Origin of the sequence: Burkholderia vietnamiensis LMG 10929, assembly GCF_000959445.1 — a bacterium.
In the GTDB taxonomy this organism is placed as follows: domain Bacteria; phylum Pseudomonadota; class Gammaproteobacteria; order Burkholderiales; family Burkholderiaceae; genus Burkholderia; species Burkholderia vietnamiensis.
Genome location: NZ_CP009630.1, coordinates 1,178,648 through 1,193,761, shown reverse-complemented (window position 1 = coordinate 1,193,761; position 15,114 = coordinate 1,178,648). Strand labels below are relative to the sequence as shown.

General features: G+C 68.6%; 13 protein-coding genes. 7 read left to right on the top strand and 6 right to left on the bottom strand.

Annotated features, from left to right (window positions below):
* Nucleotides 1-40: 40 nt before the first annotated feature.
* Nucleotides 41-688, bottom strand: coding sequence for a LysE family translocator (locus tag AK36_RS05395; RefSeq protein WP_034193510.1), 648 nt, complete (start codon nucleotides 686-688; stop codon nucleotides 41-43).
* A 281-nt stretch (nucleotides 689-969) separates the two neighbouring features.
* On the opposite strand from AK36_RS05395, the gene AK36_RS05390 reads away from it, so the two are divergent.
* Nucleotides 970-1,452, top strand: coding sequence for an Lrp/AsnC family transcriptional regulator (locus tag AK36_RS05390; RefSeq protein ID WP_011882138.1), 483 nt, complete (start codon nucleotides 970-972; stop codon nucleotides 1,450-1,452).
* A gap of 673 nt (nucleotides 1,453-2,125) precedes the next feature.
* On the opposite strand, the gene AK36_RS05385 is transcribed toward AK36_RS05390, so the two are convergent.
* Nucleotides 2,126-3,769, bottom strand: coding sequence for an IclR family transcriptional regulator (locus AK36_RS05385; protein ID WP_045578035.1), 1,644 nt, complete (start codon nucleotides 3,767-3,769; stop codon nucleotides 2,126-2,128).
* Nucleotides 3,770-3,946: 177 nt separating this feature from the next.
* On the opposite strand from AK36_RS05385, the gene AK36_RS05380 reads away from it, so the two are divergent.
* Together AK36_RS05380 and AK36_RS05375 are read left to right on the top strand one after the other, a co-directional pair.
* Nucleotides 3,947-4,906 (top strand): MBL fold metallo-hydrolase, encoded by a 960-nt coding sequence (locus AK36_RS05380; protein ID WP_034193512.1) that lies wholly within the window; start codon nucleotides 3,947-3,949, stop codon nucleotides 4,904-4,906.
* A gap of 157 nt (nucleotides 4,907-5,063) precedes the next feature.
* Nucleotides 5,064-6,437: an MFS transporter gene (locus AK36_RS05375; protein WP_034193513.1), complete on the top strand. Its 1,374-nt coding sequence runs from the start codon at nucleotides 5,064-5,066 to the stop codon at nucleotides 6,435-6,437.
* A gap of 22 nt (nucleotides 6,438-6,459) precedes the next feature.
* Here AK36_RS05375 and AK36_RS05370 read toward each other — a convergent pair whose 3' ends face one another.
* A complete protein-coding gene (locus AK36_RS05370; RefSeq protein WP_034193514.1) occupies nucleotides 6,460-7,260 on the bottom strand; it encodes an SDR family NAD(P)-dependent oxidoreductase in 801 nt (266 codons plus the stop codon).
* A gap of 152 nt (nucleotides 7,261-7,412) precedes the next feature.
* On the opposite strand from AK36_RS05370, the gene AK36_RS05365 reads away from it, so the two are divergent.
* Complete coding sequence (locus AK36_RS05365; RefSeq protein WP_011882143.1) at nucleotides 7,413-8,375, top strand: GlxA family transcriptional regulator; 963 nt, start codon at nucleotides 7,413-7,415, stop codon at nucleotides 8,373-8,375.
* Between the two features lie 74 nt (nucleotides 8,376-8,449).
* The gene (locus AK36_RS05360; RefSeq protein ID WP_045578034.1) at nucleotides 8,450-9,598 is read left to right on the top strand and encodes an epoxide hydrolase family protein; all 1,149 of its coding nucleotides are present in this window, start codon (nucleotides 8,450-8,452) and stop codon (nucleotides 9,596-9,598) included.
* 87 nt (nucleotides 9,599-9,685) lie between these two features.
* Here the strand turns inward: AK36_RS05360 and AK36_RS05355 are convergent, their stop codons facing one another.
* Together AK36_RS05355 and AK36_RS05350 are read right to left on the bottom strand one after the other, a co-directional pair.
* Nucleotides 9,686-10,177, bottom strand: coding sequence for a 2,4'-dihydroxyacetophenone dioxygenase family protein (locus tag AK36_RS05355; RefSeq protein ID WP_011882145.1), 492 nt, complete (start codon nucleotides 10,175-10,177; stop codon nucleotides 9,686-9,688).
* 178 nt (nucleotides 10,178-10,355) lie between these two features.
* Nucleotides 10,356-11,324, bottom strand: coding sequence for a LysR family transcriptional regulator (locus AK36_RS05350; protein ID WP_011882146.1), 969 nt, complete (start codon nucleotides 11,322-11,324; stop codon nucleotides 10,356-10,358).
* Between the two features lie 105 nt (nucleotides 11,325-11,429).
* On the opposite strand from AK36_RS05350, the gene aptA reads away from it, so the two are divergent.
* Together aptA and AK36_RS05340 are read left to right on the top strand one after the other, a co-directional pair.
* The gene (aptA, locus tag AK36_RS05345) at nucleotides 11,430-12,788 is read left to right on the top strand and encodes an omega-aminotransferase AptA (protein WP_011882147.1); all 1,359 of its coding nucleotides are present in this window, start codon (nucleotides 11,430-11,432) and stop codon (nucleotides 12,786-12,788) included.
* A gap of 74 nt (nucleotides 12,789-12,862) precedes the next feature.
* Entirely contained in the window at nucleotides 12,863-14,380 is a 1,518-nt protein-coding gene (locus AK36_RS05340) for a CoA-acylating methylmalonate-semialdehyde dehydrogenase (protein ID WP_045578033.1), read from the top strand.
* A 135-nt stretch (nucleotides 14,381-14,515) separates the two neighbouring features.
* On the opposite strand, the gene AK36_RS05335 is transcribed toward AK36_RS05340, so the two are convergent.
* Nucleotides 14,516-14,890 (bottom strand): COG4315 family predicted lipoprotein, encoded by a 375-nt coding sequence (locus tag AK36_RS05335; protein ID WP_034193518.1) that lies wholly within the window; start codon nucleotides 14,888-14,890, stop codon nucleotides 14,516-14,518.
* Between the last annotated feature and the right edge of the window lie 224 nt (nucleotides 14,891-15,114).

The following is a 15,114-nucleotide window of genomic DNA, read 5'->3' as shown; positions in this document are numbered from 1 at the left end:
GTCACACCGGCGCAATCCCCGACGCGCCCGCCCGCGGCCCTCAGTTCCAACCGGCCATGATCGCGCCCATCCCGACCAGCAGCCCGCCCGTCACGCGGTTCATCGCGTGCATCCGCGCGGGTCGCTGCAATGCGCGGCTGAGCCGGTGCGACAGCAGCGCCATCGACGCCATGCCGCCGACGAACAGCAACGCGAAGGTCGTCGCGAGCAGCAGGAATTGCCCGTTCAAGCTCCAGTCCGCATTCGGGACGAGGAATTGCGGAAAGAACGACGGGAAGAACAACAGCGTCTTCGGGTTCAGCCCGGATGTCGCGACGCCGCGCCAGAACAGCGCGCGTCCCGATTCGGCGTCGCGCGCGGCGTGGCCGGTCGCGGGCGTCGCGGCCGCCGCAGCGTCGGCCGGCGCGCGGCTCAGCCATTGCTTGCAGCCGAGCCATACGAGGTAGGCGGCGCCGGCCCAGCGCAGCACGGCGAGCGCGTGCGTATCGAGGTGGACCAGCGAGTTCAGACACAGCGCGGTCAGTGCCAACTGCAGCAGCACGGCGAGCGTGCCGCCCCATACGCAGGGCAGCGCGCGGCGCCAGCCGGTGCGCAATGCCTGGTTCATCGTGAGGAGGTTGACGGGGCCGGGCGCGTAGATGAGGACGGCCGATGCGGCGACGAACGACAGATAAAGCCGGAACGACATGACAGGGATCACGGAGCAGGGGTTCGGACGCCGGCCCGGACAACCGGATAGGCGTACGGGAGGCGGGTTTCGCATGCCTGCGTGACCGGCGCCGCAACTCGTGATTGCGGTCGGACATCCGTCGCGAGGGGGTTGTCGCAGCGGGTGCGCCGGTCGACAGGCATGGAGAAAATGTATCAAGCGCGGCGGTTAAAAGGCTTCCTGTTTTCCGGCGAAGGGCCGCGCAAATCGGAACGTCGTTCGGCTAGAATGAAAATCCTCAGTAGAAGATTCCTTTTGCCATGGCCACCCGTGAACGCACGCCAAAAACCCTCGACAACCAGGACCGCAAGATCCTCGCTGCACTGCAAAAGAACGCGCGTCTGTCGAACGCCGAACTGGCCGAACAGATCGGCATGTCGACGACCGCCTGCTGGAACCGCACGCGGCAGCTCGAACTCGACGGCTATATCGACGGCTACGTCGCGCTGGTCAACCAGCGCATGCTCGGCTACGCGGACATCGTGATCCTCGAAGTCACGCTCGATCGCCACGAGGACGACGCGCTGGGCCGCTTCGGCGCGGAACTCGCGGCGCTGCCGGAGGTGCTCGAGGCGTATCTGGTGTCGGGCGAGTACGACTACTGGATCAAGGTCGCGGTGGACGGCACGGCAGGCTACGAGCGCTTCCTGCGCGAGAAGCTGTACCGGATTTCGAGTATTCGCCACAGTCGCTCGATGTTCGCGCTGCGGTGCATGAAAGACGTGCCGTCGATTCAGGTGTGACGACGCGGGCGCGGCGCGGCTCGGGCGGACTACGGTCGAAGTGGGGAAGGCGGCTACCATCGCGCCGCCGAGGCCCGCTGCGCGTGGCATTCGAACCGGGCGCAGCGGCTGCGGATCCGGGGCACCGACGGCGATTGAAAGCGGATGAATCTTCCGCGACGCGGCGGCCGGCGCTGTCGGGTGCGCCTTCGGTGTTTCCGCGAGACGCCCGGACGTCGTTACGTCTATCGGCACTGAACCGACGGCTCGTAAGACCAAGCGGGCCGGTCGGCTCGACGCGCGCTTAGCGCGGCAGTCGTGCGTGTGCTTGCGCGATGATTTCGCAGTTTTCGAGGTGCAGTGCCCAGGCTTCCGCGATCAGATCACCAATACGTGCGAGCCAGCCAGCGGATTCGGCAGAGCGGTTCGAGACATTAGACGTTTGCATGACGAAACCCCATTTGGGTGGTGATTAGGGATAACCCTAATGATAGAGAAACATCGCCACCTTGTGAAATGCGATTTCGTTATATGAGAATTCCTGACGGTTATCGTTGCGACTGCACAACAACGGACCTGCACGCCTTCGCCGAGAGGTGACGGCCAGTAGCGTCGCGGCCGCGCCGTCACGGCATTGCGACGCGGGCAACACGCCGGCGAGCACCGCCGAGGGACGGCAAGCAACCGCAGGCAATCACCCGCCGATCCACCCGAATCGCCACGACAGCCGGCGCGCGGCCGCGAGCAGCGTATGAGCGAGTTCGCTGTCCGTCCCGCGCGGGAAACCGCGCGACGAGCCGATGATCGCGATCACCAGCCGAATGCTGCCCGTGTGATCGAACACCGGCGCGGCGATCGTCCCGATGCCGGGCACCGGCGCGTCGAACGCGAAATCGAGCTGGTCCGCGCGGATCGTCGCCAGCCGCGCACGGAACCCGTCGTCCACTTGCGTCGCGCCGCCTGCCAGGCGCACCGGCTCGTCGGCCAGCAGGCCGGCGAGCACGTCGTCGGACATGCCGGACGCGAACACGCGTCCGATCGCGGTATTCACCAGCGACATCACGGTGCCGACCTGCAGGCTCACGTGCTGCGGCCGCGCCGATTCCTCCAGGCGAATCACGGTCGGGCCGAGCGGCCCGAGCGTCGCCGCGGCCACGCTCATGTCGGTCGCGGCCGCGAGCGCGACGATCTCGGGCTCCGCATCGCGCGTCGGCGACACGCGCTGCATCGCGATCAGCCCCAGCGCCAGGCCGAGCGGACCGCCGTCGAAGCAGCCGGCGTCGTCGCGGCTCAGCAGGCCGATCTTCTGCAGGCTCACCAGATGCGGAAACGCCTTGGCGGCCGGCATGCCGGCCGCCGCCGCGAGGTCGCGCAACGGCAGCCCGCGGCCGGCCGATACGAGTGCGAGCAGCAACTCGCCCGTGCTGTCGAGTGCGTTGATGCCGCGCTGTGCTTTCGCATCGTCGCCGAGGGCGGGCGGGATGCGCGGCACGGCCGGCGTGCCCGGCCGCACATCGGGCGCGGCGTCGAGCGACGCAGTGGCTTGCCGTGCCGCGTCGCGCAGGGCGGTCGCGATCGGGCCGTCCCAGCCGACATCGATCGAGCCGCTCGGGCCGATCACCGTCAATGCCAGCTGCAGCCGTCCGTGTGCGTCGAGCACTGGCACGCACATCGCGCTGACCCCGGGGCTGGGCCGATCGACGCTGCGTTCGATGCCGCGTGCGCGGATCGCGTCGAGTTCGGCGCGCGACGGGTGCGCGTCGGGCCGGGCATGCGCGTCCGCGTGTGTGTATTCATGCGCATCTGCACCGGCGGCGTGGCTCGCCGTCATCGCGTCGAGCTGCGCAGGATCGCCGAACGCGCGAAACACGCGGCCGGTGGCCGTCGCGTCGAGCGACATCACCGAGCCGACGTGCAGGTTCATGTGCAGCGGATAGCCGCCGTGCTCGATGCGCACGATCGTCGGCCCGAGCACGCCCGGCACCGACAGCGCGACGCTCAAGCCCACCGTTTCGGCGAGCCTGGCCGCATGCGGCAGCGCGGCCCGATAGGCCGGCTGGCGCTCGATCGACATCAGCCCGAGTCGCAGCGACAGCGGGCCGGGCTCGTAGTTGCCGGTCAGCGCGTCGCGCTTCACGAGCGCCAGCCGCGTCAGGCTGACTAGATAGGTGTGCGCCTGCGCGCTCGACAGGTCGGCCGCCGCCGCCAGCTCCGACAGCCCGAGCGGCTTGCGCCGGCGTGCGAGCGCGTCGAGCAGCCGGCCGCCGACCTCGACGCTCTGGATGCCGCGCTGCGCCTTCGGCGGCGCGTCGTCCGCGCTGACTTCATGGTTCTGCACGCGTTGATTCTTCCGATGACGAAACCCCGCATGGTATCCGACGCCCCTTGTCGCGCCCGTCCGCAGGTTTACCCGTATTAAACAATAGCAAGCGCGTTTGTCATTGACAAATTGTCGACGCAGGACGATCATCGGCTCACTCCCTTCAACACATGGCTCGCAGCCACGGAACGCAACATGGCCAAAGCATTCGCCTCCCAAGCCGATCTCGAAGAGAAGAAGATCACCTGGACGCAGCTGTCCGAGAACGCGTACGCATACACCGCCGAAGGCGACCCGAACTCGGGCGTGATCGTCGGCGACGACAGCGTGCTGATCGTCGACACGACCGCGACGCCCGCGATGGCGCAAGACCTGATCGCGAAGATCCGCAGCGTGACCGACAAGCCGATCAAGCACGTCGTGCTGTCGCATTACCACGCGGTGCGCGTGCTCGGCGCGTCCGCATATTTCGCCGAAGGCGCGCAGCACGTGATCGCGAGCCGCGGCACCTACGAGATGATCGTCGAGCGCGGCGAAGCGGACATGAAGTCGGAGATCGAGCGCTTCCCGCGGCTGTTCGCGGGCGTCGAGACGGTGCCCGGCCTGACCTGGCCGACACTCGTGTTCGAGCGCGAGATCACGCTGTTCCTCGGCAAGCTCGAAGTGAAGATCATGCACGTCGGCTCGGGCCATACGAAGGGCGACACGATCGTCTGGCTGCCGTCGCAGAAGGTGCTGTTCTCCGGCGATCTGGTCGAATACGACGCCGCGTGCTATTGCGGCGACGCGCAGCTCGAACAGTGGCCGGCCACGCTCGAGGCGTTGCGCGCGCTCGGCGCCGACAAGCTCGTGCCGGGCCGCGGCCCCGCGCTGCTGAGCCCGGCCGACGTGAACAAGGGCCTCGACTACACGAAGGACTTCGTGACGACGCTGCTCGAGCAGGGCCGCAAGGCCGTCGAGCGCAAGCTCGACCTGAAGGCGTCGATGGCGCTCACGCGCGAAGCGATGGACCCGAAGTTCGGCCACGTGTTCATCTACGAGCACTGCCTGCCGTTCGACGTGTCGCGCGCGTTCGACGAGGCGAGCGGCATCACGCATCCGCGCATCTGGACCGCGCAGCGCGACAAGGAAATGTGGGCCGCGCTGCAGGACTGAGGGCGGCACGGCGGCGCGGCGTCCGCGCGGACGTCCGGCCGTCGTTCTGACGGCGCGCATCGGCGCGCCGCGTTCCGATCTCACAAGAAAGCAGGGCGCACGCACGCCCTCGGAGACTGCCGCGCGCTCGCATCGCGCGGCCCGTTTGGAGACAGACATGCCCCAACCGCTTCCCGCCGAAGCGACGCTCGCGCACGCGAGCGCCTCGGCTTCCGCTTCCGCTCCCGCCTTCGAATCCGCCGGCGCGCCCGCAGCGGGCGATGCGCTGCTGTTCCGCAAGATCGCGTGGCGGATCGTGCCGTTCCTGTTCCTCTGCTACGTCGTGTCGTTCCTCGACCGCATCAACATCGGCTTCGCGCAGCTGCAGATGAAGCACGACCTCGGCTTCAGCGACGCGATGTACGGGCTCGGCGCCGCGGTGTTCTACGTCGGCTACGTGTTCTGCGAGGTGCCGAGCAACCTGCTGCTCGCACGCTTCGGCGCGCGCCGCACCTTCATGCGCATCATGCTGCTGTGGGGGCTCGCGTCGACCGGCATGATGTTCGTGTCGCAGCCGACGCATTTCTATGTGCTGCGCTTCCTGCTCGGCGTGTTCGAGGCCGGCTTCTTCCCCGGCATCGTGCTGTATCTGACCTACTGGTTCCCGTCGAACCGGCGCGCGGCGGCGATCTCCGTGTTCTTTGCCGGCGTCGCGGTCGCCGGCGTGCTCGGCGGCCTGCTGTCGGGCTGGATCATGCGCGACATGAGCGGCGTGCTCGGGCTGCACGGCTGGCAGTGGATGTTCGCGATCGAGGGCGCGCCGGCGATCGTGCTCGCCTGCTTCGCGTTCACGTATCTGGTCGATCGCCCGCAGGACGCCGCCTGGCTCACGCCCGACGAAAAGGCGCGCGTCGCGGCCGTCTGCGGCGATGCCCGCGCGCACGGCGCGCACGACCGGCGCAGCGTGGCGGCCGCGCTCGCGAATCCGCGCGTCTACCTGTTCGCGTTCGTCTACTTCTCGCTCACCTGCGCGTCGCTCACGCTCAACTTCTGGATGCCGCTGATGATTCGCGACTTCGGCGTGACCGACGTCGTGGCCGTGAGCCTCTACACGGTCGTGCCGAACGCCGTCGGCGCCGTCGGACTGATCCTGATCGCGCGCCGCTCGGACCGCACCGGCGAGCGCCGCCGGCACTTCGCGTGCTGCACGCTCGGCGGCGCGCTTGCGCTCGCGGCGCTCACGCTGCATCTGCACAGCTTTGCGGCGATGCTCGCATGCCTGTCGATCGCGGCGACGCTGATCTTCGCCGCGCTGCCGATCTTCTGGGCGGTGCCGACCCGCTACCTGTCGGGCAACGCGGCGGCGGCCGGGATCGCGCTGATCAGCAGCATCGGGATCACGAGCGGCATCGTCAGCCCGTGGGTGATCGGGATCATCCGCACCCGCACCGGCAGCATGGATCTCGCCGTGTACCTGCTGGCCGCGCTGCTCGCGCTGAGCGGCGTCGCGCTGCTGGTGGGGGTGAAGGGCGACGCGGGGCGGCGGGGGTGATTTAGGGGCGAGCGCCGCCGCGCTACCGCGCAACCACATAACGCGCCGCCGGCGCGTTCGCCGACAGATGCGGCGCCATCGTGCGACGCGCGGCGTCGTACGCTTCCCATTCGTCGGCCGCATGCAGCGACGGGATCGTCACGAGCTCGCCGCGATCGAAGCCGACCAGCGCCGCGTCGACGAGCTCGGACGCCGACATCACGATCTCCTTCGGCAAGTGCTCGAGCGGCAGGCCGCCGGTCTGCCAGAATTCGGTCGCGGTCGCGCCGGGCAGCACGGCCTGCACCTGCACGCCGCGCTCCGCGAGTTCGTGATGCAGCGACTGGCTGAACGCGAGCACGAACGCCTTGGTGCCGCCGTACACGCCGTTGAGCGTTTCCGGCGACAACGCGACGATCGACGAGATGTTGATCACCGCGCCGCGCCCGCGTGCGACGAAGCCGGGCACGGCCGCATAGGTCAGCCGCGTGAGCGCGGTGACGTTCAGGTCGATCATCCGCGTCATCGCGTCGACGTCGCTGTCCAGCAGCGCCGCGTGCGTGCCGACGCCCGCGTTGTTGACGAGCAGCGTGATGCTCGCGTCCTCCTTCAGCTTCGCCTCGACGGCGGCGAGCGACGCGCGATCGTTGAGGTCCGCGGCGACGATCTCGACGCTGCGCCGCGTGTCGTTCGTGATGCGCTCGGCGAGCGCGGCCAGCCGGTCGCGATTGCGTGCGACCAGGATCAGGTCGTAGCCGCGGCGCGCGAGGCGGTCCGCGTAGATTGCGCCGATGCCGGACGAGGCGCCCGTGATGACGGCCGTACCGCGATGTGCTTCAGTCATGATGTCGCTCCGTGTTGGGACAAAGGTTGAGTGCATGGCTGCATTCTGGCGTCGAATCGCCGCGACACAAATGACGTAGATGGGTATGATTTCGGACATCGGGCCGGTCAATCGCGATCGCGACGCCCGCCCGCCCGCCTCCGGAGATATGCATGCACCGCATCGGCTTTCTGCTCAGCGACGGCTTCCAGATCATGGCGCTCGCCGCGCAATCGGTGTTCGAGTACGCGAACCTGACCGCGGGCGAGCCGTTCTACGCGATGGACAACTATTCGGTCGACGGCGGCGAGGTGCGCTCGTCGCTCGGGCTGCGGGTCGCCACGCGGCCGTTGCGCGGCCGGCGCACCGACGTCGACACGTGGATCGTCGCGGGCGTCAACGATCCGCTGGCGGCGCCCGCGCCGGCCGCGGTCGTCGCGTTCCTGCGCCGTGCCAACCCGCGCGCGCGGCGGATCGCCGGCATCTGCACGGGCGCGTTCGTGCTCGCCGAGGCCGGGCTGCTCGCACAGCGCCGCGCGACCACGCACTGGGCGTTCGGCCGCGACATGCAGAAGCGTTTTCCGGACGTTCGGGTCGAGGAGGACCGCATCTACATCGTCGACGGGCCGGTGTGGACGTCGGCCGGGATGACCGCGGGCCTCGATCTCGCGCTCGCGATGGTGGAGAAGGATCTGGGCGCAGAGGCCGCGCGCTCGGTCGCGCACAAGCTCGTGATGCAGCAGCGCCGCGCGGGCGGGCAGTCGCAGCATTCCGAAATGCTCGATCTCGCGCCGAAGTCGGACCGGATCCAGAACGCGCTCAACTATGCGCGGCAGAACCTCGGCCGTGCGCTGACCGTCGAGGCGCTGGCCGACGCCGTGCACCTGAGCCCGCGGCAGTTCAGCCGCGTGTTCACGCTCGAAACCGGGCAGTCGCCGGCGAAGGCGATCGAGCGGCTGCGGCTCGAGGCCGCCCGGCTGATGATCGAGCAGAGCCGGCATTCGCTCGACGTGATCGCCAAGGAGAATGGCTTTCGCGACCGGCGGCATCTGCGCGATGCGTTCGTGCGCGGCTTCGGCGTGCCGCCGCAGGCGATCCGGCGCGATGCGCGCGCGGACGTGGGCGAAGCCGGCTGACGCGTCGCGGCGCCGTCTGCGCGCGTTATAAAAATCGCGCAGAATCGCGTCGATATCCTTCGCGAGGAGACACGATGCACGCCGTCCCGTTCAACATCGAGATTCCGGATCATGCGCTCGCCGACCTGCACTGGCGCCTGCGCGACACGCGCGTGCCGCTGCTGACGCCAGCCGAGCCTTGGCAGCAGGGCGTCGACGGCGCGTGGCTGCGCGATCTGACCGCGTACTGGGCCGAACGATTCGACTGGCGCGCGGCCGAGCAGGCGCTGAACCGCTTGCCGCAGTTCGTCGCGGACGTCGACGGGCAGCGCGTGCATTTCATCCATCGGCGCGGCGCGGGGCCGAACCCGTATCCGCTCGTGATCACGCACGGCTGGCCGGGGTCGGTGTTCGAATTCGACGCGCTGATCGAGCGCCTGTGCGACCCCGCCGCGTTCGGCGGCGACCCGCACGACGCGTTCGACGTCGTCGCGCCGTCGCTGCCGGGCTTCCTGTTCTCGCCGCCGCCGGCGGCGCCCGGCGTCGCGGCATTTCAGGTCGCCGACTGCTGGGCCGCATTGATGGCCGGCCTCGGCTATCGCCGCTTCGGCGCGCAGGGCGGCGATCTCGGCGCGGGCGTGTCGATCGCGCTCGGCGCGCGACATGCGGACGTGGTCGACGGCATCCACCTCAACTACCTGCCGGGCAGTTACGAGCCTGCGATCGACGCGGCCGCGCCGCTGACCGACGAAGAACGGGCGTTCGTCAGGGAGCGCGCCGAATGGGCCGCGCTGGAAGGCGGCTATGCGCATGTGCACATGACGCGGCCGCAGACGCTCGCCGCCGCGCTCAACGACTCGCCGGCCGGGCTCGCCGCGTGGATCGCCGAGAAGTTTCGCGCGTGGAGCGATTGCGACGGCGACGTCGCGCGGCGGTTTTCGCACGACACGCTGCTGACCGGCATTTCGCTCTACTGGTTCAGCGCGTGCATCGGCTCGTCGATGCAGATGTATTGGGAGAACCGGCTGCAGCCGATGCGCTTCGCGGCCGGGCAGCGCGTGACGGTGCCGATCGCGTTCGCCCGCTTTCCGAAGGAGATCAGCCGGCCGCCGCGCAGCTGGGTCGAACGGGTGTTCGACGTCGTGCAGTGGACCGACATGCCGAGCGGCGGCCATTTCGCGGCGATGGAAGAACCGGACCTGCTGGCCGACGATATTCGGCGGTTCTTTCGGCGTTTTCGATGATGGGCGGCGGGCGGGTGGCAGACTCGGACGAGCGGGGCCGTCCGCCGCCCGCCCGGTCGGCCTCGCGGCGCGCCGCTGTTGCCGGTCTTAGCGGGTGACGAAGGCCGTCGCGTCGTGCGGTGCGGTACGCGCGTGCTTGCGCTGGCGCAGCAGCGCGACGCGGCAATTCTCGCGGGCGGTCTCGCGGCCGTCGTCGTCGAGCAGCACGAGGTCGCCGCGCATCACGTTCAGCGTGATCACGTCGTCGCCGGGCGCGCCGAGCGTTTCCGGCGTATGGACCGACCCGGCCGGTTCGAGCACCGTCGAGCCGGCGTGCGCGATCCAGTCGTATTCGCGGTAGCGCCATGCGCCCTGCAGCGTGTGCACGAACACGTCGCCGTCGTGACGATGACGCGGCAGCGTGCCGCCGGCCGGCATCTTCAGCAGGGCGGTGAGCGTGTCCTCTGCCGCGTTGATGTGCAGGTACTTGATCGCGAGCCCCGGCAGGTCGGCGCTCATCGGCAGCCACGGCAGCGCATCGCCGGGCAGGCAGGAAATCGGCGGCAGGTCGGTGGAGAGCGGGGCGGACGGCTGCATCATGGCGTGAGGCGGAGCGGAAACGGGAAGTGCGCATTATCGCAGAGGCGGATCGGGCGGCCGATGGGGGGCGCGGCGGTCGGCGCCGGGCACGGGGGCAACCGCCGACCGCCAACGGCGGTTCCACACATGCGCCGACATCCCGGCTACTTTGCCCGACGCGGCCGCCTCAATGCCCCGCCTACGCCCGCTCCCCCGATCCTTCGCCCGCATGCCCCGCCGCATGCGCGGCCTCGAGGCACGACTGGAACAGCAAAGCCGCCCGCGACGGCCGCGGCGAGCGCCGCAGCAGGCTCACGAAGCGGCAGCGGTAATTGAACCGATGCGGCGCGATCGGCTGCATCAGCCCCTTGTTTTCGAAGCTCTCCGCGTAATGGTCGGGCAGGAAGCCGAGATAGCGCCCGGACAGGATCAGCGTCGCGATCGATTCCTGGTCGGAGGCGGTCGCGCTGCGCGTGAGCTTCGCGCGATGACTCAGCTCCATGTTCGGCGAGTGAAAACCGAGCCCCGCGAACGCATGGTTGCGGATCGAGGTCCACGTGAGCTTGCCGTGCGGCGCGTCGTAGAGCGGATGCTGGCGGCCGCAGTACAGCAGCATCCGCTCGTCGAACAGTTCCGCATAGACGAGGCTGCCCGAGTTGCGGTGCGCGGGAATGATCCCGACCTGATAGCTGCCGTCGATGATCCCGCGCTCGACCTCGTTGATCGACGCGACATGCAGGTTCAGCGCCACGTCCGGCGCCTCGTCCGCGAACTGGCGGATCGCGTCGCCGAGCCGGGCCTGCGGATTGGTGGCCGTCTTGTCGAATACGGCGATGTGCAGTTCTCCGCCCATCTTGTCGTGAATGCCGTCGATTCTGCTGCGAAACGCCTCCATCGACGCCAGCAGCCGCAGCGTCTCCTCGTAGACGGTCTGCCCCTCGGCGGTCAGCGTGAAACCGGCGCGGCCGCGCCGGCACAGCACCAGGCCGAGGCGCGTTTCCAGATCCTTCACGTGGCGGCTGATGGTCGAGATGCCGATATTCAGCTCGAGTTCGGCGGCCGCCATTCCGCCGCACTGGACCACGCCCTTGAACACCCGCAGCAGCCGCAGGTCCATGTCGCTGAGCTGCCCGAGCAGCGCGCGGCTCTTCGGTTTCTTTGCTTGCATAGTTGCGCAAGTGAACATTGATATTGCGATATTCAAAAGACTAATCGGCGTCCCGACAATGCGCAACATCATTACCCGTACGAGGGGCGCACCGCGCCGACCCACATGACCGACACGATCTCCGCCAGCCAGCACGAAGACACGAACCTCCGCACCGACGCCGCATGGCTCGACGCGCACTGGATGCCGTTCACCGCGAACCGTCAGTTCAAGTCCGACCCGCGGATGATCGTGTCCGCCAAGGACGCCTATTACACGGACGCCGAAGGCCGCAAGATCTTCGACGGCCTGTCGGGCCTGTGGTGCACGGGCCTCGGTCACGGCCGCACGGAAATCACCGAAGCGGTGAGCCGCCAGATCGCGCAGCTCGACTACGCACCGGCGTTCCAGTTCGGCCACCCGAAGTCGTTCGAGCTCGCGAACAAGATCAAGGAGCTGACGCCGGCCGGCCTTGACTACGTGTTCTTCACGGGCTCAGGCTCGGAGGCGGCCGACACGTCGCTGAAAATGGCTCGCGCCTACTGGCGCGCGAAGGGCAAGGGCACGAAGACGCGCCTGATCGGCCGCGAGAAGGGCTATCACGGCGTGAACTTCGGCGGCATCTCGGTCGGCGGGATCGGCGCGAACCGCAAGCTGTTCGGCCAGGGCATCGACGCCGATTTCCTGCCGCACACGCAGCTTGCCGAAAACAAGTTCTCGCGCGGGATGCCGGATAACGGCGCCGACCTCGCCGACCGTCTGCTCGACCTGATCACGCTGCACGACGCGTCGAACATCGCGGCCGTGATCGTCGAGCCGTTCTCCGGTTCGGCTGGCGTGGTCATCCCGCCGAAGGGCTATCTGAAGCGCCTGCGCGACATCTGCACCGCGCACGACATCTTGCTGATTTTCGACGAGGTCATCACGGGTTTCGGCCGCTCCGGCGCGATGACGGGCGCCGATGCGTTCGGCGTGACGCCCGACATCATGAACTTCGCGAAGCAGGTGACCAACGGCACGCAGCCGCTCGGCGGCGTGATCGCGACGAAGGAGATCTACGACACGTTCATGGCGGCCGGCGGCCCCGACTACATGCTCGAGTTCCCGCACGGCTACACCTATTCGGCGCACCCGGTCGCGTGTGCGGCCGGCGTGGCGGCGCTCGACCTGCTCGTGAAGGAAGACGCGGTCGCGCGCGTGCGCGATCTCGCGCCGCATTTCGAGGCGGCCGTGCACGGGCTGAAGGGTCAGCGCCATATCGCCGACATCCGCAACTACGGGCTCGCGGCCGGCCTGACGATCGCGGCGCTGCCGGGCGAGCCGGCACGGCGTCCGTACGAGATCGCGATGCGTTGCTGGGCGAAGGGTTTCTACGTGCGCTACGGCGGCGACACGATCCAGCTCGCGCCGCCGTTCATCGCCGAGAAGCGCGAGATCGACAACCTCGTCAACGCGCTGTCCGACGCGCTGAACGAAGTCGACTGAGCGAGCGCCGCGTCATCGCGACCACCGCGGTCACCGACGTGACCGCGACCAACGAATCGACGAAAGAGCCATCCATGAAACACGACAGCAATGTGACTTCCACCCTCGGCCATCTGATCGACGGCAAGCGCGTCGACGGCGGCAGCCGCGTGCAGCCGGTGTTCGACCCGGCCACCGGCGAATCGCACAAGAGCGTCGCGCTTGCCGACCAGCTGACCGTCGACGTCGCGATCGCGTCCGCGCAGGCCGCGTTCCCGGCGTGGCGCAACACGCCGCCGCTGAAGCGCGCGCGCGTGATGAGCCGCTTCAAGACGCTGCTCGAAGAGCATGCGGACGAACTGTGCGCGCTGATCACGGCCGAGCACGGCAAGGTGCTCGCCGATGCGATGGGCGAGCTGCAGCGCGGCATCGAGAACGTCGAATATGCGAGCTACGTGCCCGAGCTGCTGAAGGGCGAGCACAGCAAGAACGTCGGCCCCGCGATCGACTCGTGGAGCGAGTTCCAGGCGCTCGGCGTGGTCGCCGGCATCACGCCGTTCAACTTCCCGGTGATGGTGCCGCTGTGGATGTGGCCGATGGCCGTCGCGTGCGGCAACACGTTCGTGCTGAAGCCGTCGGAGCGCACGCCTTCGTCGACGCTGCGCATGGCCGAGCTCGCGCTCGAGGCCGGCCTGCCGCCCGGCGTGCTGAACGTCGTGAACGGCGACAAGGAGGCGGTCGACACGATCCTCACCGACGCGCGCGTGAAGGCGGTGAGCTTCGTCGGCTCGACGCCGATCGCCGAATACATCTACTCGACCGGCTGCGCGAACGGCAAGCGCGTGCAGGCGCTGGGCGGTGCGAAGAACTTCGCGGTCGTGATGCCCGACGCCGACATCGACAACGCGGTGAACGCGCTGATGGGCGCCGCCTACGGTTCGTGCGGCGAGCGCTGCATGGCGATTCCGCTCGTCGTCGCGATCGGCGATGAAACGGGCGACCGCATCGTCGCCGGGCTCAAGGCCGAGATCGAAAAAATGAAGGTCGGCCCCGGCAACGGCGCGGGCGTCGACATGGGGCCGCTCGTCACGAAGCAGCACTTCGACAAGGTCACGGGCTTCGTCGACGCGGGCGTGGCAGCCGGCGCGACGCTGGTGGTCGACGGCCGCGGCGTGAAGGTCGACGGCCACGACGGCGGCTACTACCTCGGCCCGTGCCTGTTCGACCACGTGAAGCCGGGCATGCCGATCTATCAGCACGAGATCTTCGGGCCGGTGCTCGGCGTGATCCGGCTGAACTCGCTCGACGAAGCGATGGCGCTGATCGACGCGCACGAATACGGCAACGGCACGTGCCTGTTCACGCGCGACGGCGAGGCCGCGCGCTATTTCAGCGACAACATCCAGATCGGCATGGTCGGCATCAACGTGCCGCTGCCGGTGCCGGTCGCGTACCACTCGTTCGGCGGCTGGAAGCGCTCGCTGTTCGGCGATCTGCACGCTTACGGCCCGGACGCGGTGCGGTTCTACACGAAGCGCAAGACGATCACGCAGCGCTGGCCGTCGGCCGGCGTGCGGGAAGGGACGGTGTTCAGCTTCCCGTCGAACCGCTGACGCGTTCGCGGCTGCCGCGCCCGGTGCGCGGCGCCGCGTGTGCGAAGCAACGCAGGCCCGCGCCGAGCGACGATCGGCGCGGGCTTTTTCATGCGTGCGGCCCGTGTGGGCGCGGCGAACGCGCGCGAACGGCGCCTACGGCGCGACCACGTGCCATGCGTTCTTGAAGTTGTCGCCGTTGCGGTCGCCCTGTTTCATGTCCTTCGAGAAGAAATACAGCGGCTTGCCCTTGTATGCCCATTGCGGGCTGCCATCGTCGCGCTTGACGATCGTATAGGGGCCGACCGGCACATCGGTCGCGCTGGCCTTGTACGGCGGCCAGAGCGCTTCGCACTGACCGCTGCACGCGCTGGTGCCCGCGTTCGGTTTGTCCTTGTCGAACGCGTAGACGGTCATGCCGTTCGCGGCGACGAGCGCGCCGTTTTCGACTTTGGTGATCGAGCCTTGAGCCGACGCCGAAACGGACGCCATGGCGAGCAGGGCGGAACTGACGAGCAGCACGGCTTTCATGGATACCTCCTGATGGTCCGGTGGGCGGCACAATCGCGCACACGGCCGGGCGTGCGCGCAATTGCGGGGCGTGGCGCCGGAACGCGGCGCCGGCGCCGCCGGTGCGGGCGTCGGACGGTCGGACGGTCGTGCGCGACGCATGCACCGACACGCTCCATTCACCATAGGCGGTTTTCGGCGCGGCTGCGAGAAGAAGCGGGCGCGCATCGGCGCCGCTGGGGGTA

Excerpts from the sequence above, each read along its gene's own strand:
- AK36_RS05380 (WP_034193512.1), top strand. The coding sequence starts at position 3,947 with ATGGCCAAAGCATTCGCCTCCCAAGCCGATCTCGAAGAGAAGAAGATC.
- AK36_RS05360 (WP_045578034.1), top strand. The coding sequence starts at position 8,450 with ATGCACGCCGTCCCGTTCAACATCGAGATTCCGGATCATGCGCTCGCC.
- AK36_RS05390 (WP_011882138.1), top strand. The coding sequence starts at position 970 with ATGGCCACCCGTGAACGCACGCCAAAAACCCTCGACAACCAGGACCGC.
- AK36_RS05395 (WP_034193510.1), bottom strand. The coding sequence starts at position 688 with ATGTCGTTCCGGCTTTATCTGTCGTTCGTCGCCGCATCGGCCGTCCTC.
- AK36_RS05340 (WP_045578033.1), top strand. The coding sequence starts at position 12,863 with ATGAAACACGACAGCAATGTGACTTCCACCCTCGGCCATCTGATCGAC.
- AK36_RS05375 (WP_034193513.1), top strand. The coding sequence starts at position 5,064 with ATGCCCCAACCGCTTCCCGCCGAAGCGACGCTCGCGCACGCGAGCGCC.
- AK36_RS05365 (WP_011882143.1), top strand. The coding sequence starts at position 7,413 with ATGCACCGCATCGGCTTTCTGCTCAGCGACGGCTTCCAGATCATGGCG.
- aptA (WP_011882147.1), top strand. The coding sequence starts at position 11,430 with ATGACCGACACGATCTCCGCCAGCCAGCACGAAGACACGAACCTCCGC.
- AK36_RS05355 (WP_011882145.1), bottom strand. The coding sequence starts at position 10,177 with ATGATGCAGCCGTCCGCCCCGCTCTCCACCGACCTGCCGCCGATTTCC.
- AK36_RS05370 (WP_034193514.1), bottom strand. The coding sequence starts at position 7,260 with ATGACTGAAGCACATCGCGGTACGGCCGTCATCACGGGCGCCTCGTCC.
- AK36_RS05335 (WP_034193518.1), bottom strand. The coding sequence starts at position 14,890 with ATGAAAGCCGTGCTGCTCGTCAGTTCCGCCCTGCTCGCCATGGCGTCC.
- AK36_RS05350 (WP_011882146.1), bottom strand. The coding sequence starts at position 11,324 with ATGCAAGCAAAGAAACCGAAGAGCCGCGCGCTGCTCGGGCAGCTCAGC.